This window comes from Pseudomonas sp. G11 (assembly GCF_029457515.1).
Taxonomy (GTDB): domain Bacteria; phylum Pseudomonadota; class Gammaproteobacteria; order Pseudomonadales; family Pseudomonadaceae; genus Aquipseudomonas; species Aquipseudomonas gorinensis.
On the sequence record NZ_CP120377.1, the window covers coordinates 258497 to 280730 of the forward strand.

Annotated in this window: 23 protein-coding genes; 14 read left to right on the plus strand and 9 right to left on the minus strand. The window is 59.6% G+C overall.

Annotated features, from left to right (window positions below; genetic code table 11):
- Positions 1 to 444: 444 nt before the first annotated feature.
- The 10 genes from P2T68_RS01100 (at position 445) to istB (ending at position 9060) form a co-directional block, all read left to right on the plus strand.
- Positions 445 to 1161: a LuxR family transcriptional regulator gene (locus P2T68_RS01100; protein ID WP_051448857.1), complete on the plus strand. Its 717-nt coding sequence runs from the start codon at positions 445 to 447 to the stop codon at positions 1159 to 1161.
- Positions 1162 to 1320: 159 nt separating this feature from the next.
- Complete coding sequence (locus P2T68_RS01105; RefSeq protein WP_041160802.1) at positions 1321 to 1896, plus strand: acyl-homoserine-lactone synthase; 576 nt, start codon at positions 1321 to 1323, stop codon at positions 1894 to 1896.
- Positions 1897 to 2031: 135 nt separating this feature from the next.
- Positions 2032 to 2625 (plus strand): NAD(P)H-dependent oxidoreductase, encoded by a 594-nt coding sequence (locus tag P2T68_RS01110; protein ID WP_024072551.1) that lies wholly within the window; start codon positions 2032 to 2034, stop codon positions 2623 to 2625.
- 13 nt (positions 2626 to 2638) lie between these two features.
- Positions 2639 to 3169: a DUF2867 domain-containing protein gene (locus tag P2T68_RS01115; protein WP_024072552.1), complete on the plus strand. Its 531-nt coding sequence runs from the start codon at positions 2639 to 2641 to the stop codon at positions 3167 to 3169.
- Positions 3166 to 4365 carry an AfsA-related hotdog domain-containing protein gene (locus P2T68_RS01120; protein WP_069077294.1) on the plus strand — a complete coding sequence of 400 codons (1200 nt, stop codon included), beginning with the start codon at positions 3166 to 3168 and terminating at the stop codon, positions 4363 to 4365. Before P2T68_RS01115 ends, P2T68_RS01120 begins: the two co-directional genes overlap by 4 nt.
- Positions 4366 to 4378: 13 nt before the next feature.
- Positions 4379 to 5527 (plus strand): NADH:flavin oxidoreductase, encoded by a 1149-nt coding sequence (locus P2T68_RS01125; RefSeq protein WP_277378918.1) that lies wholly within the window; start codon positions 4379 to 4381, stop codon positions 5525 to 5527.
- 1 nt (position 5528) lies between these two features.
- A complete protein-coding gene (locus P2T68_RS01130) occupies positions 5529 to 6299 on the plus strand; it encodes an SDR family NAD(P)-dependent oxidoreductase (protein ID WP_277378919.1) in 771 nt (256 codons plus the stop codon).
- Positions 6300 to 6307: 8 nt separating this feature from the next.
- Positions 6308 to 6661: an SDR family NAD(P)-dependent oxidoreductase gene (locus tag P2T68_RS01135; protein WP_277378920.1), complete on the plus strand. Its 354-nt coding sequence runs from the start codon at positions 6308 to 6310 to the stop codon at positions 6659 to 6661.
- Positions 6662 to 6764: 103 nt separating this feature from the next.
- A complete protein-coding gene (gene istA / locus P2T68_RS01140) occupies positions 6765 to 8264 on the plus strand; it encodes an IS21 family transposase (RefSeq protein ID WP_115129398.1) in 1500 nt (499 codons plus the stop codon).
- Positions 8257 to 9060, plus strand: coding sequence for an IS21-like element ISPsy20 family helper ATPase IstB (gene istB / locus P2T68_RS01145; RefSeq protein WP_029241171.1), 804 nt, complete (start codon positions 8257 to 8259; stop codon positions 9058 to 9060). The genes istA and istB overlap by 8 nt, the downstream gene beginning before the upstream one ends.
- 443 nt (positions 9061 to 9503) lie before the next feature.
- On the opposite strand, the gene P2T68_RS01150 is transcribed toward istB, so the two are convergent.
- From P2T68_RS01150 to glyQ, 4 genes are all read right to left on the minus strand, one after another.
- Positions 9504 to 10274, minus strand: a complete 771-nt coding sequence (locus P2T68_RS01150) for a lysophospholipid acyltransferase family protein (RefSeq protein ID WP_024072561.1) — start codon at positions 10272 to 10274, stop codon at positions 9504 to 9506.
- A gap of 82 nt (positions 10275 to 10356) precedes the next feature.
- Positions 10357 to 10896, minus strand: a complete 540-nt coding sequence (gmhB, locus tag P2T68_RS01155) for a D-glycero-beta-D-manno-heptose 1,7-bisphosphate 7-phosphatase (protein WP_172831391.1) — start codon at positions 10894 to 10896, stop codon at positions 10357 to 10359.
- Positions 10896 to 12950, minus strand: coding sequence for a glycine--tRNA ligase subunit beta (glyS, locus tag P2T68_RS01160; protein ID WP_024072563.1), 2055 nt, complete (start codon positions 12948 to 12950; stop codon positions 10896 to 10898). The genes gmhB and glyS overlap by 1 nt, the downstream gene beginning before the upstream one ends.
- Positions 12947 to 13900: a glycine--tRNA ligase subunit alpha gene (gene glyQ, locus P2T68_RS01165; protein WP_003213601.1), complete on the minus strand. Its 954-nt coding sequence runs from the start codon at positions 13898 to 13900 to the stop codon at positions 12947 to 12949. The genes glyS and glyQ overlap by 4 nt, the downstream gene beginning before the upstream one ends.
- Before the next feature lie 81 nt (positions 13901 to 13981).
- Between glyQ and tag the strand changes: the two genes are divergently transcribed.
- Together tag and P2T68_RS01175 are read left to right on the plus strand one after the other, a co-directional pair.
- Positions 13982 to 14539 carry a DNA-3-methyladenine glycosylase I gene (gene tag, locus P2T68_RS01170; protein WP_024072564.1) on the plus strand — a complete coding sequence of 186 codons (558 nt, stop codon included), beginning with the start codon at positions 13982 to 13984 and terminating at the stop codon, positions 14537 to 14539.
- Positions 14540 to 14579: 40 nt separating this feature from the next.
- Positions 14580 to 15467, plus strand: a complete 888-nt coding sequence (locus P2T68_RS01175) for a lysophospholipid acyltransferase (protein ID WP_017848962.1) — start codon at positions 14580 to 14582, stop codon at positions 15465 to 15467.
- 124 nt (positions 15468 to 15591) lie between these two features.
- On the opposite strand, the gene P2T68_RS01180 is transcribed toward P2T68_RS01175, so the two are convergent.
- The 5 genes from P2T68_RS01180 to def all read right to left on the minus strand — a co-directional run bounded on the left by P2T68_RS01180 (position 15592) and on the right by def (position 20154).
- The gene (locus P2T68_RS01180; protein WP_024072566.1) at positions 15592 to 15903 is read right to left on the minus strand and encodes a tetratricopeptide repeat protein; all 312 of its coding nucleotides are present in this window, start codon (positions 15901 to 15903) and stop codon (positions 15592 to 15594) included.
- Between the two features lie 18 nt (positions 15904 to 15921).
- A complete protein-coding gene (gene trkA, locus P2T68_RS01185; protein WP_024072567.1) occupies positions 15922 to 17295 on the minus strand; it encodes a Trk system potassium transporter TrkA in 1374 nt (457 codons plus the stop codon).
- Between the two features lie 22 nt (positions 17296 to 17317).
- Positions 17318 to 18628 (minus strand): 16S rRNA (cytosine(967)-C(5))-methyltransferase RsmB, encoded by a 1311-nt coding sequence (rsmB, locus tag P2T68_RS01190; protein ID WP_277378921.1) that lies wholly within the window; start codon positions 18626 to 18628, stop codon positions 17318 to 17320.
- The gene (fmt, locus tag P2T68_RS01195; protein WP_102623671.1) at positions 18625 to 19578 is read right to left on the minus strand and encodes a methionyl-tRNA formyltransferase; all 954 of its coding nucleotides are present in this window, start codon (positions 19576 to 19578) and stop codon (positions 18625 to 18627) included. Before fmt ends, rsmB begins: the two co-directional genes overlap by 4 nt.
- 69 nt (positions 19579 to 19647) lie before the next feature.
- Positions 19648 to 20154 carry a peptide deformylase gene (gene def, locus P2T68_RS01200; protein WP_024072570.1) on the minus strand — a complete coding sequence of 169 codons (507 nt, stop codon included), beginning with the start codon at positions 20152 to 20154 and terminating at the stop codon, positions 19648 to 19650.
- A 135-nt stretch (positions 20155 to 20289) separates the two neighbouring features.
- Here def and P2T68_RS01205 point away from each other — a divergent pair, with 135 nt between their 5' ends.
- Together P2T68_RS01205 and dprA are read left to right on the plus strand one after the other, a co-directional pair.
- Complete coding sequence (locus P2T68_RS01205) at positions 20290 to 21066, plus strand: peptidoglycan-binding protein (protein ID WP_102623673.1); 777 nt, start codon at positions 20290 to 20292, stop codon at positions 21064 to 21066.
- Positions 21067 to 21129: 63 nt separating this feature from the next.
- Entirely contained in the window at positions 21130 to 22224 is a 1095-nt protein-coding gene (gene dprA, locus P2T68_RS01210) for a DNA-processing protein DprA (protein ID WP_024072572.1), read from the plus strand.
- Positions 22225 to 22234 lie beyond the last annotated feature (10 nt).

Genomic DNA, 22234 nt, shown 5'->3' on the forward strand with positions numbered 1-22234 from the left:
GTGTAGTGGTCTAATGAAACCGGACACAGGTGGAGGTTCTCAGAATAAATGAGAACTTTCACAAATAGATGACTCAAGCTTGTCAGCTCAACTGACTGAAAAAGCCAACGTTTTTAAACGTTGGCTTTTTTGTCTTTAAAAACAGAGATTTTTAGCGCTGTTGTAGTTATCGGCAGCGGGGCCAATTCGGTGGTGACGCCATCACAGGGTTCAGGTAACAGAACGTCTCAAACTTCCCAACGCTCGGTCACCAACTGTCAATGAATTGTTCCAGCTCAATGATTTCCCGCCGCAGTCAGGCTACCCTTGCCTAGCGGCAGTAATCCCAATACCGATCACTGGTCTGGCAAGTTACCAAGCAGTAGCAGCACTACCCTGTGTCATGAGTGCGTCCGAAAGTGATAGTCGGCGCAGATAGAGCGTAACAAGGTCAATTCAAGGAGAATGACAGTGAAGTGGATGGATGACCTGTTACACACGATCGACAATGCCCAAACTGAAGCTGAATTGTTGGACCGGATAGTAAGCACTGCAAGACACCTAGGGTTCGACTATTGCGCCTATGGGATCCGAATACCTATACCCGTCACCCGCCCTGCGGTCGTGATGAGCAACAATTTTCAGCCTTCGTGGCGACAACGCTATGCCCAGTGCGAATACATTGCCGTGGACCCGACAGTGCAACACTGCACGAAATCGACGATACCGATTGTCTGGGACGAGCAAATAACCCAGCAAACCCCGCAGATGTGGGAGGAAGCCCGCGCAGCCGGACTGGTCCATGGTTGGGCTCAATCCTGTCTGGACGGCCGCGGCAGCGGCGGCATGCTGACACTGGCGCGCCCCAGCGACGCTATTACTGCGCAAGAGCTGGCATCCAATCAAAAATACATGCGGTTTTTGGTGAATGTCGCCCATCAGGGGTTCTTGCGAGTACTGACACCGCAGTGGCAATTACCGCAGGAAAAATCGCTGTCGCGGCGCGAATGTGAAGTCCTTAAGTGGGCGGCCGACGGCAAGACTGCCTACGAGATCGGTTTGATCCTCTCGCTATCGCGGGAAACCATCAAGTTTCACCTGCGCAATGCAGGCTCGAAACTGGGCGTCCATAACTGCACCGCTACCGTAGTGCGCGCCACTACACTGGGCTTGCTCGTCTGAGACACCACTCATGTGTGCACCGCTGAAGCGTTAACGGCGCCGAGTGAGAACAACAACAATAATACTCGCACGTTGAAGACGCACCTGCCCAAAAGAGCAGTACCTAAGCATTCGATTATTCTGCTGAATTATCCCTCGATTATTTGCCGAGGGTTCCTCATGTATATGACCACGGGTACGCGCCTTACATTACCGATAGAACTGTGGCAGGCCCTGCTGCGATATCGCTATCGCGTATTTGTCGAGAAACTTGGATGGCATCTGGACTGTGCGATCGGTGAGGAGCTGGATCAATTCGATCGCGACGACACGGTATACGTGATCGCCCATCAAGGCCCGCGCATCGTCGGCGTAGCGCGGCTGCTGCCCACACACAAGCCCTATCTGCTGGGAGAAGTGTTTCCCCAGGTGCTCGGCGACCAGGCACTCCCTCATTCGGCGGACATCTGGGAAATCTCCCGTTTTGCTGCCGTCGACCTGCAGCAACAGACCTTCACTGGCCATTCAATGTCATCGCCGAACGCCGTGGCGCTGCTGCACGAAGTGCTCAAGGTCGCGGCTCGCCACGAGGTTCGCCAATTGATCACGGTATCTCCGCCCGGGATCGCCCGATTGTTGCGCAAAGCGGGCTTCGACGCTCATTGCGGGGAAAAGCTGACCGTGATCGAAGGGCAAAAGATCATGGCCAACTGGATCAGGGTACCGCCCAGCCTTGTTGATCGAGAAGTGGCCTGAAGCACTACGAATGGCCTGCCGCTGCCGGCAAATTGGGCAAGCCGCCTCCCCAAAAGGTTAGGTTACAACTTCAGGCCCCTGTTCTTAAATAGCGCTGCATCGGCATTTCAACCATATAAAGGACATGGGCCCTACATGAAAAAAGTCATTGTCATTTCGGGGCATCCGGATCTCTCGGTTTCCCGCGTCAATATCGCGATCATGAGCAAGATCAGCCATCGTGGCGTCAAGGTCCATAGCCTGTCTTGCGCGGTAACGCCCACCGGGTTCGATGTTCGTGCAGAGCAGGCGTTGCTCGATGCCCATGACCGCATCGTGTTGCTGTTTCCGTTGTATTGGTATTCCTGCCCGGCAATCATGAAACAGTGGATCGATGAAGTGTTCACCCCCGGCTATGCCTACGCACGCGGTGGCGACAAGCTCAAGAACAAGGAGTTCATGATCGTCACCACAGTGGGGGCGCCATCCACAGGCTACCGCGCTGGCGGGTTCAACCGTTACACACTGGATGAATTGCTCAGGCCTTTGCAGCAGACGGTGGCGTACGTCAAAGGTATCTACCTGCCTGTCGTCGGGGTTTACGAATCGGTATTCATCGACGACGAATCAATTGACGTCATCGCTCAGAATGTCGCCGAACAGGTCATTGAGGACCAGGCATCCGCCGACCAGCTCTACGAAAACATGCTATTGCAGGCCGAGCAGGCGCAAATCGCCCTGCTGCAATAAGGTGTCATCCATCATGAAGACGCCAAACGCCCAGATCCCACCGTGCGCCAGCCTGGTGGCCGAGCACCATGAGCTAGGTTTTCTGCATTCGGCCAGCGCGATCATCGACACCGAATCCACGGTATTCGAACTGTATTGCCTGATGACGGCCGCGACGCCCGCCTGGCTCAAAGGTGCGTTCAGGCTGCGCGACAGCATCTCGCAGCACTTTCACGTCGAGAAGATCGGCGGGTTCTCGGGCGTCACACCAGAGTGCGTCCCGACGGTCGGCGAAAAGCTCGATTTCTTCACCATCGAGGCCCTCAGCGCACACAAGCTGGTACTGACCTCACGCGATACCCATCTGGCGGTCATGGTCTCGATCGATACAACACTCACGCAACCGCGTTGCTTGCATATCACCACCTCCGTCAAGACCTTCAATACTTTCGGCCGCCTCTACATGCTGCCGGTGGCGCCGGTACATGGGCCCATCATTAAGCTTTTGCTGTCCCGTCTCCCCCTACATTCCCCAATTCGCTCACTTGGAGATCGCAACCCATGAACTGCGCAGACTTGATTGACCCCCATCTGTTGCACAAAGACAGCCCCAAGGATGTCCTGATCGCTCGACCAAGGCTGATTCTGCCCAGTTTTCTCAGTACTACGATTGGTGCAGAAATACTGGCTGGCAACGCGCAGGATCAGGCCCTGTTCGAGGCGCTGTACAGTGCGCAAGATGGCCAGTATGTGCTGCGCTATCTGCCCTTGAAAATCAGTGCGGAACAGGCGAGCACACTCTCCACCTTCGAGATCCGCCTGACTGATTTCTATACCGAGTGCGGCGACCACTTCATCCTCACGGCTGAATTCATCCCCCTGCAGGCCCAACGCTACCTTGCCCAGCATTTTCAGGGCGGTGATGCCGAAATACCGTCCGACCAGGTATTACGCATGATCGAGTGCCTTGAAGCGCTCGCGCAGTGGGATAAGGCCAGGCAGGGGTCTTATCTGTTGATCAATGACACCAAGAATTACTACTTCTATAACAAGCAGCACGAACATGTGCCGGGCCTGATGTTGATCGAGGTGGCCAGGCAAGCCATGTACTACTACGTCTACAACTACTTGGGGCACCGGCGCGGCGCAGTTTCCATTTCCATCGAAGACTTGCGCATTTCCTTCAATGCCTACACCGAATCGGCCTATGAAGTCGAAATCGTGGTGCAGCAGGCCCAGGGCCTCAGGCGATCACAACCCAAGTCCATCGACAAGTGCGCGAACTTCTATCAGAACGGTCGGCTGGTGTCGCGTCTTTGGCTGCAAGGCGCAGTGATCAAGTTACCGCTGTTCAAACGCATGCGCTCGTTGAACTACCCTCAGGATCATTGGTTTACCCCTTCCGATCGCTTGCCCAAGAACATCCTCGTGCATCACGCCGATAGCGTGTTGCAAGCCAGGCTGAGCCTGCTCTCGGTACTGGGAGTGCTGGTGACTCATCAAGCCGGGGCCATCGATTGGAGCACGGTCAGTACCGTATCGCTCTACATCGAAGGGGGTGGTTTCCTCAGCCTGCCAGTTGCTTCGACCTGCTCCACCGGCGAATCCGACCAGCGGGTGCTGGTGTTCGGTAAGTTGTCCAAGGACCAGGCCAGCGAACTCCGTGAAACGATCAAGTGCCACTGCTTCTTTGCCGGGCAGATGCGATGGGCCGCGGCCTCTTCACCAGCCCCTCTGGCCCACGAGCAAATCGTGGCATGAGGATCGTTCGCCCATGAGCTATGAGCTTTCACAACGCCCACTGGTGATCGGTCAGAGCGTTTCGCTGAAAAACCGATTGTATTTCGCCCCGATGGGCATCGACCTGGCCACCTCGGACGGTTCGCTGTCCGAAGAAATGCTCACTTTCTATCAACATGTGATCGACGGTGGCTGCGCCATGGTGGTACTGGGCAACTCCTCCATAGCGCCCTCCACGCGCCTGCATGCGCGAGGCCTGTGCCTGCACAGCGATGCCAACCTGGAAAAGCTCGCGCCGCTGGTGGAGTACGGCCACCAGCGGGACTGTCCGGTGGTGGTGCAACTTCAGCATTACGGAGCCCAAGGTGGCACGCAGATCAGCGGCCAACCGCTGCTTTGCCCGAGCCGCAGTGCGTTATCCGGTAGCAGCGGTGCCGATCTGTTGGTAGAGATGAGTGTCGAGGACATCGACGCTGTCTGCGATCAGTTTGCCCAAGCGGCTCTGCGTGCCAGACAGGCCGGCGCCAAAATGGTCCAGCTCCAGGCATCCAACGGCTATCTGCTGAGCAGTTTTCTATCGCCCTGGACCAACCATCGGCGTGACGCCTATGGCGCCAGCCCGCTCAAGCGAGCGCGGTTCCTGCTGGAAGTCATCGACCGCATTCATAGGGTTACCGCTGGAGACCTGGAGGTTTCCGTGCGCCTGGGCATCGATGATTGTCTGGGCACCAGCGGGCAGCAACCGGAACTGCTCGAGGACGTAGTGGCTGCTCTGGCGGACGCCGGGACGTCGGCAATCATGTGCTCGATCACCATCAAGGAAACCTTCCGCTACATGCTTTCTGCCCATCCTGAGATTCAGCGACAGTTCGTCGAAGGGGTGCGGCTGATCAAGTCGTTCACCTCGCTCCCGGTCGGCTATGCCGGTTTCATTGGCTCGCTGCAGGAGGCAGAAGATCAACTGCGGCTGGGTCACTGTGATCTGGTCGGCATGAGCCGAGCCCTTTTTGCCGATAACGACCTGATCAGCAAGTCGCTCGCCGGCCATGAGGATCAGGTCCAGCAATGCCGGTTTGACGGTAACTGCTTTCGAGACAAGAGCAATCCGCAACTCGATCGGGTGTATTGCTGCGTGAATGAGCATTACAAGCGGCCCGCTCACATCCATTACGGGAATCAATAACATGGAATTTCAAGACAAGAACGTCGTCATCACCGGCGGAGCAAGCGGTATCGGCCTAGCCGTGGCAAAGCAACTGGCCGGAGCGGGCGCGCGGCTGTTCCTGATGAGCAGAAACGAGCAAAAGGCTGCCGCCGCTCTGGAGATACTCGGGGCTTCGGCGCAGTTCATCTTTTGCGATGTAGCGTCGGAAACTTCAGTAGCCGAGGCCTTCGCGAAGGTGGCTGGCGAGGTTGATCAGTTGCACTACGCCATCAACAACGCAGGCATTACCGCCCCCTACGCGCCGATCGCGACAATCCAGCCGCAGGACTGGAACAGGGTCATCCACACCAACCTGAACGGCCCCCTTTACTGCCTGCAAAAAGAACTGGCATTGATCAGCCAGCACCCCGATGGAGCGATCGTCAATGTTTCCTCGTGCGCTGGCGTGATGCCGATGGCCAATCAGGCGGCCTACGTCGCCAGCAAGACAGCGCTCAATGCCTTGACGCAGGTCGCCGCCATGGAGAATGCCTGCGACAGCGATTCCGGCTTTGCCGTGCGCGTCAACGCCGTAGCGCCCGGGCCGACACTGGGAGGTATGAACTCTCCGGAACGGCTGGCTGCCCATCCGGAAAACACCCAGCGCAAGCGTGACGTGACGGCCATGAAGCGCTTTGCCCAGCCAGAGGAAATCGCCGATGCGATCATGTTTTTGCTGAGCAAGAGATCCAGCTATATCACCGGCACAGTGCTCAGCGCCGATGGCGGCTATCACATCGGCAAATTCTAGGGGTAATCATGGCTAGCATATTGATCACCGGTGTAAGCACCGGTATCGGCAACGCCCTGGCACGCTATCACCTGGCCAGGGGCGACGAGGTGCTCGCGGTGTCACGAAATCCTGCGGCCAATATCCCGCCACAGGAGCACTTCCACTTTATGCGGTGCGATTTGACCGATATCGAGCGCGCACCGGCAATCTTGCAGACGTTGCTATCGCGCACCCCTGCCCCGGTAGAGACCGTCTACCTGAATGCGGGACGGTTCGGCGGCGCGCCCCAACTGGCCACGCAGACCTCGATGCAGGAGTTCAATAGCGTCTTGGCGCTCAACCTGGGCGCCGTAAAAATGGTCCTGGACTGTTGCCGCTGACCGAAAACTGACCCAGTAGAGGCTGTTCTGCCGACTGAAAACTGACCCAGGTGTTCAACTGCTTCTGCTCACTTTTTGAGCAGGAGAACACAGGGTGATCAGCATGGAAATGTTGGGAAAAATCCGGCGGATGTACTTCCGCGACAAGCTCTCGCTGCATCAGATAGCCAAGCGTACCGGGCTGTCGAGAAACACCATCCGAAAATGGGTCAGAGCGCCCGAAGCCACTCAGCCAGCGTACCAACGGTGCGCAACCTTCAATAAGCTCAGCCCTTTTCACGAGACCCTGGAGCAGGCGCTCAAGGCCGATTCGTTCCGGCCAAGACACAACCGCAGGAGCGCCAAAGCGCTTTTCGAGCAGATCAAGGCCGAGGGTTACGACGGCGGCTACAGCCAGCTCACGGCGTTTGTCCGCTCTTGGCGAGGGGAGCAAGGCAAGTCTTTACGCGCTTTTGTACCGCTGACGTTTGCTCTCGGTGAGGCCTTTCAATTTGACTGGAGCGAAGAAGGTCTGCTGATCGGTGGTCTTTTTCGACGTGTCCAGGTCTCCCACATGAAGCTGTGCGCCAGCCGCGCATTCTGGTTGGTTGCGTACCCCAGCCAAGGCCACGAGATGCTATTTGATGCCCATACGCGCTCGTTTGGAGCGTTGGGTGGCGTGCCACGTCGCGGCATCTACGACAACATGAAAACGGCTGTCGACAAGGTCAACAAAGGTAAAGGCCGCACGGTCAACGCCCGGTTTTCCGTGATGTGCGCGCACTATCTGTTCGATCCGGACTTCTGCAACGTGGCCTCTGGCTGGGAGAAAGGCATCGTCGAAAAGAACGTGCAGGACAGCCGGAGGCGAATCTGGCTCGATGCTCAAAATTGCATGTTCCATACCTTTGAGGAGCTGAATGTCTGGCTCGGCCAACGTTGCCGGTCGCTCTGGAGCGAACTGGTGCATCCGCAGTACAACGGGCTGACGGTGGCCGAGGTCTTGGAGCTGGAGCAGGTCGAAATGATGCCAATGCCGACGGTATTTGATGGCTACGTCGAGCGTACCGTGCGGGTCTCCAGCACCTGTCTGATCAGCGTGGCGCGAAATCGCTATTCAGTGCCATGTGAGAGAGTCGGCCAGTGGGTCAGCAGCCGTTTGTACCCTTCGCGGATCGTGGTCATTGCCGACGAAACGGTGATCGCCAGTCACGAGCGCCTCTTTGATCGAGATCAGGTCAGTTTTGACTGGCAGCACTACATCCCACTCATCGAACGCAAGCCTGGTGCATTGCGCAACGGCGCGCCATTTGCTGATTTGCCAAAACCGTTACGGCTTCTCAAACGAGGACTGAGGCGTCACACCAACGGTGATCGAATCATGATGCAGGTACTGGCTGCTGTGCCAATTGCGGGTCTCGAACCAGTGCTGGTGGCGGTGGAGCTGGTACTTGAATCGGGAAGTCTGAGCGCCGATCACATCCTCAATGTCGTTGCCCGCCTGACCTCCACCACACCACCTCCCTGTGTAGAAACCAGCCTGCAACTCAAGGTCGCGCCTGTTGCCAATACGGCACGCTACGACCGGCTCCGTGCGACCGATGAGGAGAATCGCAATGCGTGACCTAATGACTGAACTCAAAGAACTTCGCCTGCACGGCATGGCCAGTGCTTGGGAAGAACTGGTCTCTCAAGGAACAGCGTCGACGGCTTCATCGAAATGGCTGCTGGAACATCTGCTTCAGCAGGAACATGCGGATCGCGCGGTACGCTCGGTGAATCATCAGATGAACATGGCAAAACTCCCCATGCACCGTGACTTAGCTGGCTTTGACTTCAGCGCTTCCAGCGCTGATGCCCGGCTGGTCAGCGATCTATCCAGCTTAGCGTTCACTGAAACCGCGCAGAATGTCGTGTTCATCGGCGGCCCTGGAACCGGGAAAACACACCTGGCCAGTGCCTTGGCTGTATCCGGAATCACGGCCCACAACAAACGCGTGCGCTTCTTTTCCACGGTGGATCTGGTGAATCTGCTGGAGCGTGAGAAGTACGATGGCAAGGCAGGGCGAATCGCCCAGGGACTGCTACGAACAGACCTGGTGATACTGGATGAGCTGGGGTATTTGCCCTTCAGTCAAAGCGGCGGTGCCCTGTTATTTCACCTGCTGTCCAAACTGTACGAACACACCAGCGTGGTCATCACCACCAACCTGAGCTTCTCGGAATGGTCGAGTGTGTTTGGCGACGCCAAGATGACCACCGCGTTGCTGGATCGGCTGACACACCACTGCCACATCGTCGAAACGGGCAACGAGTCCTACCGACTACAACACAGCACCTTGGCCGCGCAGACAAAGATCAAGTCACGGGAACGAAAGCGCAAGGACGGAGATGATGTCGAGGACGATGAGCCATTTTGATCCGCACCATAAATGCCCTGCCGCTTGCGGTGGGGCTTGATGGTCTTGAATCGGAACACTGCTGCTAAGCTTATCCACAATTGCTGGGGCAAAAATCAGCAATCCGTCCTGGGTCAATTTTCAATCGGCAGGGTGGGTCAGTTTTAAATCAGCGCCAACAGTCAAGGCCGTTGTAGAGCGCCATGGTGGCCTTATCAGGTGTGAAAGCGTGGTAGGCAAAGGCACCACATTCAGCCTGCAACTGCCCTTGTTGGAAGACTGACCCACGTACTATTCGGCTGTGTATAAAAAACCGGTCTCAAGGACCGGTTTTTTACTGCGCAAAAAACTTATGCACGTTTTTATGGATTTTATGATGCGGGGAAATATGTAATTAAATCAGGTTGTTAGACGGTAAAAATGCCAATTTGCCAACAATCCGTACACAGGTTATCCACAGAACCTCAAATCACCGGCGTCTCGACCACCACCGGCTCCGGTGGCAGCGAACCCATGGCGCGTTGCTGGGCTTCGTTCCACGCGGCAGCGCGGTCATTCAGCGCGGCAATGGCCCGCGGCCCTTCCCCCTCGGCGTACATCGGTTCGCCAATCACCACGGTGATAGTGCCCGCACGCTTGGCCCAACCGGTCTTTGGCCAGAACTTGCCGGCGTTGTGGGCAATGGGCAACACAGGCAGGTGGGCATTGACCGCCAACGCGGTGCCGCCCCGGGAGAACTTGCCGACGGTACCGTAGGGCACGCGTGTACCTTCCGGAAAGATCAGCACCCACACACCGTCCTTGAGCAACTCATCACCCTTCTTGGCCACGTGCTTGAGTGCGGCCTTGGGGTTGTCACGGTCGATGGCGATCGGCCGCAACATGGCCATGGCCCAGCCGAAGAACGGCACGTACAGCAGTTCACGCTTGAGCACCTGGCTCAGGGGCGAGAAGTACGCCGACAGGAAGAATGTCTCCCAGGTGCTCTGGTGGTTCGACAGAATCACGCAAGGCTGGTCCGGGACGTTTTCCGCGCCCTTGACCTCGAAACGGATGTTCAGGAACACCTTGGTCAGCCACAACGCACAGCGGCACCAATAGACGTTGATGAAGCGATAGCGCGCCTTGAACGGCAGGAAGGGCGCGATAAAAAAGCTCAGGGTGCACCAGAGAAACGAGCTGGTGCCCAACAGCAGGTAAAAGAAGAAGGTTCTGATGGCCTGCAAAATCGACATGGCGGCATTTACCGTTGCGGGACAACGCCCGCCTGTTAAAAGCGCACTCCCGAACAGTCCTTGGTCAGGAAGTCGAGGGCGGCTAGTTGTTGATAAGTTCTGCGGCAACCGCCGCCAGATCGTCAAAAATCAAGGTGCCTACCGGCAGGTTTTTCGCCTGGGTCTTTTCGCCTTTCCCGGTCTTAACCAAAACTGGCTGAGAGTCGACGGCTTTGGCCGCCTCCAGGTCACCGAGGCTGTCCCCGACGAACCATAGCCCAGCCAGGGGCACGTTGTAATGTTCTGCAATGGTTTTCAGCATGCCAGGCTTGGGTTTGCGGCAATCGCAGCCCTCATCCGGCCCGTGGGGGCAGTACACCACCAGCCCCACCTCACCGCCCTGCTCGGCCACCAATGTGCGCAAGCGCGCGTGCATGGCGTCCAGTGTGGCGATGTCGTAATAGCCGCGGGCGATGCCGGACTGGTTGGTGGCAATGGCCACCGTCCAGCCGGCTTTGCTCAACTGCGCGATGGCCTCGATCGAACCGGGCAATGGAATCCATTCCGCCACCGACTTGATGTAAGCGTCGGAGTCGTAATTGATGACTCCGTCCCGATCGAGAATCAGCAGTTTCAACATGATCAGCCCAGTACGGAAATGTCAGCGATGTTGATGAACAGGCCGCGCAGACGCGCCAGCATGGCGTAGCGGTTTTTCCGCACGCCAGCATCTTCGGCATTGATCATCACCGCTTCGAAGAACGCGTCCACCGGCTCACGCAAGGTGGCCAGGCGTGCCAGGGCTTCGGCGTAGTTACGTTCGGCGATCAGCGGCTTCACCGCGTTTTCGGCCTTGGCGATAGCCGAGTTCAACGAAAACTCCTTGGCATCGGCGAACAGGCCAGGGTCGACATCGGCGTTGCCCAGGCCTTCGGCCTTGCTCAGCAGGTTCGATACACGCTTGTTCACGGCGGCCAGGGCATCGGCTTCCGGCAGCTTGCGGAACGCTTGTACGGCCTGTACGCGTTGGTCGAAGTCCAGCGCCGAACCCGGTTGCAGGGCACGTACCGACAGGTACACCGAAACGTCCACGCCTTCATCTTCGTAACGCGCACGCAGGCGGTCGAATACGAATTCGAGTACCTGTTCAGCCAGGCCGGTTTGCTTGACCTTGCCACCAAACTGGCCGACAGCGAACACCACGGCCTGGGTCAGGTCGAGGTCGAGCTTCTTGTCGATCAGGATCCGTAGCACGCCCAGCGCCGCCCGGCGCAGGGCATAGGGGTCTTTGCTGCCAGTAGGCAGCATGCCGATACCGAAGATACCCACCAGGGTGTCGAGTTTGTCGGCGATGGCCACGGCCGCACCGGTCAGGGTGGTCGGCAACTCGGCGCCAGCACCGCGCGGCATGTACTGCTCGTTCAGTGCCAGGGCGACATCGTCCGGCTCGCCGTCATTGAGGGCGTAGTAGTAACCGGCAACGCCTTGCATCTCCGGAAACTCGCCCACCATCTCGGTGGCCAGGTCGCACTTGGACAGCAGGCCGGCACGCGCGGCCCATGCCGCGTCACCCCCAATGCGCGGGGCAATGTAGGCCGCCAGCTTGGAAACCCGTACGGCTTTGTCGTAGACGCTGCCGAGTTTTTCCTGGAACACCACGTTTTGCAGGCGCAGGTTGAAGTCTTCGAGCTTCTGCTTCTTGTCTTGCTTGAAGAAGAACTCGGCGTCGGTCAGGCGCGGGCGCACGACTTTCTCGTTACCGGCGATGATCTGCTGCGGGTCCTTGCTCTCGATGTTGGCCACGGTGATAAAGCGCGGCAACAATTTGCCGTCCACGTCCAGCAGGCAGAAGTACTTCTGGTTGTCCTGCATGGTGGTGATCAGCGCTTCCTGCGGCACGTCGAGGAAGCGTTCCTCGAACGAGCACACCAGCGGCACCGGCCATTCAACCAGGGCGGTCACTTCGTCGAGCAGGTTTGGCGGCACGATGGCAGTACCTTCCTGCAGGCGGGCCAGCTCTTCGGTGCGCTTGCTGATCAGCTCGCGACGCTCATTGGCATCCGCCAGCACGTACGCTGCACGCAGGTCATCGAGGTAGTTGGCCGGCGCGGTGATACGTACGCTTTGCGGGTGGTGGAAGCGGTGACCACGGGAATCGCGGCCGGCTTTCTGGGCAAGGATGGTGCAGTCGATGACCTGGTCACCGAGCAGCATCACCAGCCACTGGGTCGGGCGCACGAACTCTTCCTTGCGTGCCCCCCAGCGCATGCGCTTAGGGATCGGCAGGTCGTTGAGGGAGTCTTCAACGATCGTCGGCAACAGGCTGGCGGTCGGCTTGCCCTTGATGACCTGGCTGAAACGCAGTTTCGGGCCGCTCTGGTCGATCTCGCTCAGCTCGACGCCACACTTCTTGGCGAAGCCCAGTGCGGCTTGCGTCGGGTTGCCTTCGGCGTCGAAAGCCGCCTGGCGTGGCGGGCCGTCGAGGTTGATGCTGCGGTCCGGCTGCTGGGTTTCCAGCGCGGTCAGCAACACGGCCAGGCGACGTGGCGCGGCGTAGACTTTTTTCGCGGCAAACTTCAGGCCGGCGGTCTGCAGGCCCTTTTCGATACCGGCCAGGAACGCATCGGCCAGGGTGTTCAATGCCTTGGGTGGCAGCTCTTCGGTGCCCAGTTCAACCAGGAAATCTTGAGCACTCATTGTGCAGCCTCCAGCTTAGCCAACACTTCATCACGCAGGTCCGGGGTTGCCATCGGGAAGCCCAGCTTGGCGCGTGCCAGCAGGTAGGCTTGGGCGACGGAACGCGCCAGGGTGCGTACACGCAGGATGTATTGCTGACGCGCGGTTACCGAGATGGCACGGCGGGCGTCCAGCAGGTTGAAGGTATGGGAGGCCTTCAACACCATTTCATAGCTCGGCAACGGCAGCGGCTGATCCAGTTCGATCAGGCGCTTGGCTTCGCTTTCATAGAAGTCGAACAGTTCGAACAGCTTCTCGACGTTGGCGTGTTCGAAGTTATAGGTCGACTGCTCCACTTCGTTCTGGTGGAACACATCGCCGTAAGTCACTTTGCCGAACGGGCCGTCAGCCCACACCAGGTCGTAGACCGAGTCCACGCCTTGCAGGTACATGGCCAGGCGTTCAAGACCGTAGGTGATCTCGCCGGTCACCGGGTAGCACTCGATGCCGCCCGCTTGCTGGAAGTAGGTGAACTGCGTCACTTCCATGCCGTTGAGCCAGACTTCCCAGCCCAGGCCCCAGGCGCCCAGGGTTGGCGACTCCCAGTTGTCTTCGACGAAACGGATGTCGTGGACCAGCGGGTCCAGGCCGACATGTTTCAGCGAGCCCAGGTACAGCTCCTGGAAGTTGTCCGGGTTCGGCTTCAGTACCACCTGGAACTGGTAGTAGTGCTGCAGACGGTTCGGGTTCTCGCCGTAGCGGCCGTCAGTCGGGCGACGACTGGGCTGCACATAAGCGGCGTTCCAGGTTTCCGGGCCGATGGCCCGCAGGAAGGTTGCGGTGTGGAAAGTGCCGGCGCCTACTTCCATATCGTAGGGCTGAAGTACCACACAACCTTGCTCGGCCCAGTATTGCTGGAGGGCGAGGATCAAGTCTTGGAAGGTACGCACGGCTGGCGTAGGCTGGCTCACGAAATTCACCTGTTACTTGGGCTGCGATTTAAAGAGCGGGAGTATACCCGATTCGGCCGCGCCACCATCCCCTGGAGCCTTATGCCACGCTGCTTTTGGTGTTCTGAAGATCCGCTGTACATGGCTTATCACGATCAGGAGTGGGGAACGCCGCTGCGCGACGCGCAGGGTTTGTTCGAGTTGCTTTTGCTCGAAGGGTTCCAGGCGGGCCTTTCCTGGATCACCGTTTTACGCAAACGCGAGCATTATCGAAAGGTCTTGTTCGGTTTTGATGCGCAGCGGTTGGCGCGCCTGACCGACGCTGAGATCGAAGCGTTGATGCTCGACCCAGGCATTGTGCGCAATCGCTTGAAGCTCAACGCGACCCGCCGAAATGCCGCGGCCTGGCTGGCGCTGGAGGACCCCGTGGGATTGCTCTGGTCGTTTGTCGGCGGCGTGCCCAAGATCAATCATTTCAAGGACCGCAGCGAAGTCCCGGCGATTACGCCGGAGGCTGAAGCCATGAGCCGTGCCCTGAAAAAAGCCGGTTTCACCTTTGTCGGCCCGACCATTTGCTACGCGTTCATGCAGGCTTCAGGCATGGTCATGGACCACACCCAGGACTGTGACCGTTACGCGGACCTGGCCAACGCCGGTTAGAATGCGCGCTTTGCGCACTACACACGATCAGGAGTGACCTGTGGAAAAGTTTAAAGGCGCCTTGCTGGTAGGCGCTCTTCGGTTGTTTGCCCTGCTGCCTTGGCGCGCGGTGCAAGCCGTGGGTTCGGCCATTGGCTGGATCATGTGGAAAACCCCCAACCGCTCCCGCGACACGGTGCGGATCAACCTCTCCAAGTGCTTCCCGGACATGGACCCGGCCGAACGCGAGCGCCTGGTGGGCCGCAGCCTGATGGACATCGGCAAGTCCTTGACCGAAAGCGCCTGCGCCTGGATCTGGCCGGCGCAGCGTTCCATCGACCTGGTGCGCGAGGTCGAGGGCCTGGAAGTGCTGCATGAAGCCCTGGCCTCAGGCAAAGGCGTGGTCGGTATCACCAGCCACCTGGGCAATTGGGAAGTGTTGAACCATTTCTATTGCAGCCAGTGCAAACCGATCATTTTCTACCGCCCGCCCAAGCTCAAGGCCGTGGACGACTTATTACGCAAGCAGCGCGTGCAACTGGGTAACCGCGTGGCCGCCTCCACCAAGGAAGGCATCCTCAGTGTGATCAAGGAAGTGCGCAAAGGTGGCCAGGTGGGCATCCCCGCCGACCCTGAACCGGCGGAATCCGCCGGGATCTTCGTGCCGTTCTTCGCTACGCAGGCGCTGACCAGCAAGTTCGTGCCGAACATGCTCGCCGGCCATAAGGCCGTCGGTGTGTTCCTGCATGCGCTGCGCCTGCCGGATGGCTCGGGCTACAAAGTGATTCTGGAAGCGGCGCCGGAAGACATGTACAGCACCGACACTGCTACGTCCTGCGCGGCGATGAGCAAGGTGGTGGAGCGTTACGTCGGCGCCTACCCGAGCCAGTACATGTGGAGCATGAAACGCTTCAAGAAACGCCCGCCGGGTGAGGCGCGGTGGTACTGACCCAAGGCCAATACAAAACCAAATGTGTGAGTGGGCTTGCCCCCGATAGCGGCGGTTCAGCCAAATATGTATTGGCTGACACCCTGCTATCGGGGGCAAGCCCCCTCCCACATTTGAGTTCCGCTCAAGCCTGGCGGTCGAGTTTTTTCAGGAATACCGCCATCTCTTTTTCGGCCTGTTTGTCGCCATGGGCCTGGGCCGCTTCAATGCCCTTCTCCCAGGCCTGTCGTGCAGCCGGATGATTGCCCAATCCGGCGTAAGACTTGCCCAGCAGCTTCCACGCCGCTGAATACTTCGGATCGAACTCGACACACTTGTGCAAATGCTCCGCCGCCTTGGCGTTGTCCTTCAAGTCCAGATAGCCCTTGCCCAGCCCAAAGCGCAGCAGCGCGTTATCCACACCCTTGGCGAGCATTTTTTCCAGGGATTCGAGCATGTCGGTCACTCCGGTTAATCAGAAAAAGCTCAACCCCACGTGGAACAGCTTCTCCACATCGCGGATATGTTTCTTATCCACCAGGAACAGGATCACATGGTCCCCGGTGGCGATCATCGTGTCGTCGTGGGCGATGATCACTTCTTCATCCCGAATGATCGCGCCGATGGTCGTGCCCGGTGGCAGGCCGATATCCCGAATGGCTTTGCCAATCACTTTGCTCGACTTCGAATCCCCGTGGGCAATCGCCTCGATGGCTTCCGCGGCGCCTCGGCGCAGGGAGTGCACGCTGACGATATCGCCACGGCGCACATGGGCAAGCAAGGTGCCGATAGTGGCCAGCTGCGGGCTGATAGCGATGTCGATATCGCCGCCCTGGATCAGGTCGACGTAGGCCGGGTTGTTGATGATGGTCATCACCTTCTTGGCCCCCAGCCTTTTGGCCAGCAGTGAAGACATGATGTTGGCTTCATCATCGTTGGTCAGGGCCAGGAAGATATCGGCGTCGGCAATGTTTTCTTCCATCAACAGGTCGCGGTCCGAGGCGCTGCCTTGCAGGACCACGGTGCTGTCGAGGGTGTCGGACAAATGCCGGCAGCGTGCCGGGCTCATCTCGATGATTTTTACCTGGTAGCGGCTCTCGATCGCCTCGGCCAAGCGCTCGCCGATCTGCCCGCCACCGGCGATGACGATGCGTTTATACGTCTCGTCGAGCCGACGCATTTCGCTCATCACCGCACGAATATTGGCTTTGGCGGCGATGAAGAAAACTTCGTCATCGGCTTCGATCACCGTATCGCCTTGGGGCAGGATCGGCCGGTCACGGCGGAAAATCGCCGCCACGCGGGTTTCCACATTCGGCATGTGTTCGCGCAGCTGGCGCAGTTGCTGGCCCACCAGCGGGCCACCGTAGTAAGCCTTCACCGCGACCAGTTGCGCCTTGCCGTCGGCGAAGTCGATCACCTGCAAGGCGCCAGGAATTTCGATCAGGCGCTTGATGTAGTGAGTCACCACTTGTTCGGGGCTGATCAACACGTCCACCGGGATCGCATCATTGTCGAACAGGCCGGCGCGGGTCAGGTACGCAGCTTCGCGAACACGGGCGATCTTGGTCGGGGTATGGAACAGGGTGTGGGCGACCTGGCAGGCGACCATATTGGTCTCGTCGCTGTTGGTGACGGCGACCAGCATGTCGGCATCGTCGGCACCCGCCTGACGCAGCACCGTAGGAAACGATGCACGGCCCTGCACAGTACGAATATCCAGGCGGTCGCCCAGGTTACGCAGGCGCTCGGCATCGGTGTCGACCACGGTGATGTCGTTGGCTTCGCTGGCCAAGTGTTCGGCCAACGTGCCACCGACCTGCCCTGCCCCGAGGATGATAATTTTCATCCGGTCACTCCCTTAAACCCATTCAGCCGCGTGCGGCGGCAATCTTGATCAGTTTGGCGTAGTAGAAGCCATCGTGTCCGCCTTGCTGTGCAAGCAGTTGGCGGCCATGGGGCTGCTTGATGCCGGCGCTCGTGGCGAGGTCCCGTTCGCGCGCACCGCTGGTGCGCGCAAGGAAGGCCTCGATGACCTCGGTGTTTTCGGTGGGCAACGTAGAGCAGGTGGCGTAGAGCAGGATGCCGCCGACTTCCAGGGTCGGCCACAGGGCGTCGAGCAGTTCGCCTTGCAGCACGGCCAGGGCGGCGATGTCGTCGGGTTGACGGGTGAGCTTGATGTCCGGATGGCGGCGGATCACACCGGTGGCGGAACACGGCGCGTCGAGCAGGATGCGCTGGAACGGTTTGCCGTCCCACCAGGCGGCGGTGTCGCGGCCGTCGGCGGCGATCAGTTCGGCGCTGAGCCCAAGGCGTGCGAGGTTTTCGCGTACGCGCACCAGGCGCTTGGCTTCAAGATCGACAGCTACTACACCGGCCAGGTCCTTTTCAACTTCGAGGATGTGACATGTCTTACCGCCTGGAGCACAGCAGGCGTCCAGCACGCGTTGGCCGGGAGCCAGGTCGAGCAGGTCGGCGGCCAGTTGCGCGGCTTCGTCCTGAACGCTGATCCAGCCTTCGGCGAAACCCGGCAGGCTGCGCACGTCGGTGGCCGCTTCCAGCACAATGCCGTCGGTGCTGTACACGCATGGCGTGGCGTTGATGCCTGCGTTCGTCAGCAATTGCAGATACGCATCACGGCTGTGATGGCGACGGTTGACCCGCAGGATCATCGGCGGGTGCGCATTGTTGGCCGCGCAGATGGCTTCCCATTGCTCAGGCCAGAAGGCTTTCAGGGATTTCTGTAGCCAGCGCGGGTGTGCGGTGCGCACCACCGGGTCATGCTCCAGCTCGGCCAGCAGCGCTTCGCTTTCGCGTTGGGCGCGGCGCAGTACAGCGTTGAGCAGGGCCTTGGCCCAGGGTTTTTTCAGTTTGTCGGCGCAACCAACGGTTTCACCGATGGCTGCGTGGGCCGGCACGCGGGTATAGAGCAACTGATAGAGGCCCACCAACAGCAGCGCCTCCACATCGGCATCGGCCGCCTTGAAGGGCTTTTGCAGCAGCTTGGCCGCCAGCGCCGACAAGCGTGGCTGCCAGCGCGCGGTGCCAAAGGCCAGGTCCTGGGTGAAACCGCGATCACGGTCTTCGACCTTATCCAACTGGGTGGGCAGCGAACTGTTCAGCGAAGCCTTGCCGTTGAGCACGGCGGCCAGGGCCTTGGCGGCGGCCAGACGCGGGTTCATTGGGCTACCGCCCCGAGGATCGTGCCCAGGGAAAATTTCTCACGGCGACTGTTGTACAAATCGCTGAAATTCAGCGCCTTGCCACCTGGCAATTGCAGGCGTGTCAGGCACAGCGCCTGCTCACCGCAGGCGACCAACAAGCCCTCTTTGCTGGCGCCGATGATTTCACCGGGGGCGCCTTTGCCGTTGGCCAGGGTGGCGGCCAGGACTTTCAAGGCTTCGCCATTGAGTGTGCTGTGGCAGATCGGCCACGGATTGAACGCACGCACCAGGCGCTCCAGCTCTACAGCCGGGCGGTTCCAGTCGATGCGGGCTTCGTCCTTGTTCAGCTTGTGGGCGTAGGTGGCCAAGCTGTCGTCCTGCACCTCACCCTGCAGGGTTCCGGCAGCGAGACCGGCAATGGCCTGGATCACGGCGGGCGGGCCCATCTCGGCGAGGCGGTCGTGCAGGCTGCCACCCGTGTCTGCGGCCGTGATCGGGGTGGTGACTTTGAGCAGCATCGGGCCGGTGTCCAAACCCGCCTCCATGCGCATCACGGTCACGCCGCTCTCGCTGTCGCCCGCTTCCACGGCGCGCTGGATCGGCGCGGCGCCGCGCCAGCGTGGCAGCAGCGAGGCATGGCTATTGATGCAACCGAGGCGCGGGATATCCAGCACCACCTGCGGCAAGATCAAGCCATAGGCCACCACCACCAGCAGGTCCGGTTTCAGCGCGGCCAGTTCGGCCTGGGCATCGGCGTTACGCAGGGTTGGCGGTTGCAGCACGGGGATGTTGTGCTCGAGCGCCAATTGCTTGACCGGGCTCGGCATCAGTTTTTGCCCGCGCCCGGCCGGGCGATCCGGCTGGGTGTACACCGCAACGATGTCATAAGGGCTGGCGAGCAGCGCCTTGAGGTGTTCGGCGGCGAATTCAGGGGTACCGGCAAAAACAATGCGCAGTGGCTCGGTCATGGGCGTTCTCGGTTAAAAGCAGTCACAAAAGAAAAAGGCTTGCCGCAGCAAGCCTTTGGAAGAAGGGCATCAAGCTTGCTGGCGATGCTTTTTTTCCAGCTTTTTCTTGATCCGGTCACGTTTGAGCGTGGACAGGTAATCGACAAACAGCTTGCCGTTGAGGTGGTCGCATTCGTGCTGGATGCACACCGCGAGGAGGCCTTCGGCGACCAGCTCGTAGGGGTTGCCGTCGCGGTCCAGGGCCTTGATCTTCACGCGCAGCGGGCGCTCGACGTTCTCATAGAACTCCGGCACCGACAGGCAGCCTTCCTGGTATTCGCCCATCTCGTCGGTCAGCGGCTCGAATTCGGGGTTGATGAACACCCGTGGCTCGCTGCGATCTTCCGACAGGTCCATGACCACGACACGCTGATGCACATTGACCTGGGTGGCGGCGAGGCCAATGCCCGGGGCTTCATACATTGTTTCAAACATGTCATCGACCAACTGACGAACCTTGTCGTCCACTACGGCCACCGGTTTGGCGATCGTGCGCAGGCGCGAGTCGGGGAATTCGAGGATGTTCAAAATAGCCATAAGCGTAATTGCTGCACATGTGAGGTAGAGGCAAATCGGCGTCGGGACGGACCCAGGCAGCCGGTGTGAAACGTTCGAAAGCCGCGAAGGCCAAGGCATTTCACGCGAACGCACATAATAAAGGAGATTCACCCCATGAGGAAATCGCTGCTCGTCTTACTGCTGTGGGCCCCCTTCGCAATGGCCTTGCTGCCACCGTCCGGCCAGCGCCTGGACCCCGCCACGCAACAGGCCATCCAGCGTTTTTTGTTACATAACCGTATTCTCGATTCGCCCCAGGACCTGGACAACGCGCCGTACATTGTCGCGGCAGACGCGGGGCGAGTGTTGGGCGCCAGTGGCGAGCGCGTGCATGCCAGGGGCGACCTGGATCCGACCCAGCCCAGCTATGGGATCTTTCGCCGGGGCAAGGTCTACACCGACCCCCAAACCCAGGAATGGCTGGGTATCAATGCCGACGATATCGGCACCGCACGCTTCATGATGGCCGGCGACCTCACCACCCTGGCTGTGCAACGGGTGACCCAGGAAGTGCGCCCCGGCGACCGCCTGCTGCGCAACCAGCCACCCGTTGAACTGGCCAACCTGGAGACGCCAACGGCAACGCCCTTTATCCAGGGGCAAATCATCGATATTCCCAAGGGCGTGAGCCAGATTGGCGTGCTGGACGCCGTGACCTTGAACAGAGGCCGCCGCGATGGTCTGGTCGAAGGCCATCTGCTAACGGTGATCAAAGCCGGTGCCAGCGTACGCGACGTCTTGACGGGCGCATCCGTGACACTTCCCGATGAGCGCGCCGGCACCCTGCTGGTGTTTCGCACCTATGAAAAGCTCAGTTATGGCTTGGTCCTCAGCGCTTCGCGTTCATTGGCTGTGATGGACCGTTTCGAGACTGCCCATCAAACGCAATAAATAGCCTGCTAAATAAGTTACCAACAGAGTTATCCACAGCTTGTTCCGGTCAAGGATGATCCGATGTTTCCGATAAACCGCAGTGAAATTTCCCCGTCCGAACTGGAAGCGCGACTGCGCTTGCACAGGCTGCCGGAACTGGGTCCAAAGCGTTTTCGCCTATTGATCGAGGCATTCGGCTGCGCCTCGAAGGCGCTCAGCGCGCCCGCCAGTGCCTGGCGTTCCCTGGGGTTGCCGGCCATCAGTGGCGATGCCCGGCGGAGCCACGAAGTCCGCGATGGTGCCAGTGCGGCATTGGCGTGGCTGGGGCACCCGGCCCAGCATTTGCTGATGTGGGACCAACCTGAGTACCCCGCCCTGCTTGCCGAGATCGACGATGCACCGCCGCTGCTATTCGTTGCTGGCGACCCTTTTATCCTGGAAAAACCACAGCTGGCCGTGGTCGGCAGCCGCCGCGCTTCGCGCCCTGGAATGGACACTGCCGCCGCCTTTTCCCGCAGCCTGGCGAGCGCCGGTTTTGTCATCACCAGTGGCCTGGCCCTGGGCATTGACGGTGCGGCGCATCAAGCGGCATTGGATGTTGGTGGGCAGACAATTGGCGTGCTGGGCACCGGGCTCGAAAACTTTTATCCACAGCGCCACCGACGGCTCGCGGCGGCGATGATTGCCCAGGGCAGTGCCGTGGTTTCCGAGTTTCCACTCGATGCCGCGCCCCAGGCCGGTAATTTCCCTCGGCGCAACCGCATTATCAGCGGCCTGTCCCTCGGTGTGCTGGTGGTGGAAGCCAGCATGGCCAGCGGTTCGCTGATCACTGCACGGCTGGCGGCCGAACAAGGGCGCGAGGTGTATGCGATCCCGGGCTCCATTCACCATCCCGGGGCCAAGGGGTGTCACCAGTTGATCCGCGATGGCGCGGTGCTGGTGGAAACCATCGAGCACATCCTCGAAGGTTTGCGCGGCTGGCAGGCGTTGTCGCGCCCCGCGCCGATGCCGGTCACTCATCCGCTGGTGGCGTTGCTGCATGCGGCGCCCCACACCAGCGAAGCCTTGGCGATTGCCAGCGGGCGCCCCTTGCCAGAGCTACTGGCTACCCTGACCGAGCTGGAGCTGGAAGGTCAGGTGATCTGTGAAAGTGGGCGCTGGCTCGCGCGCTGCTAGGTTTTGTAAC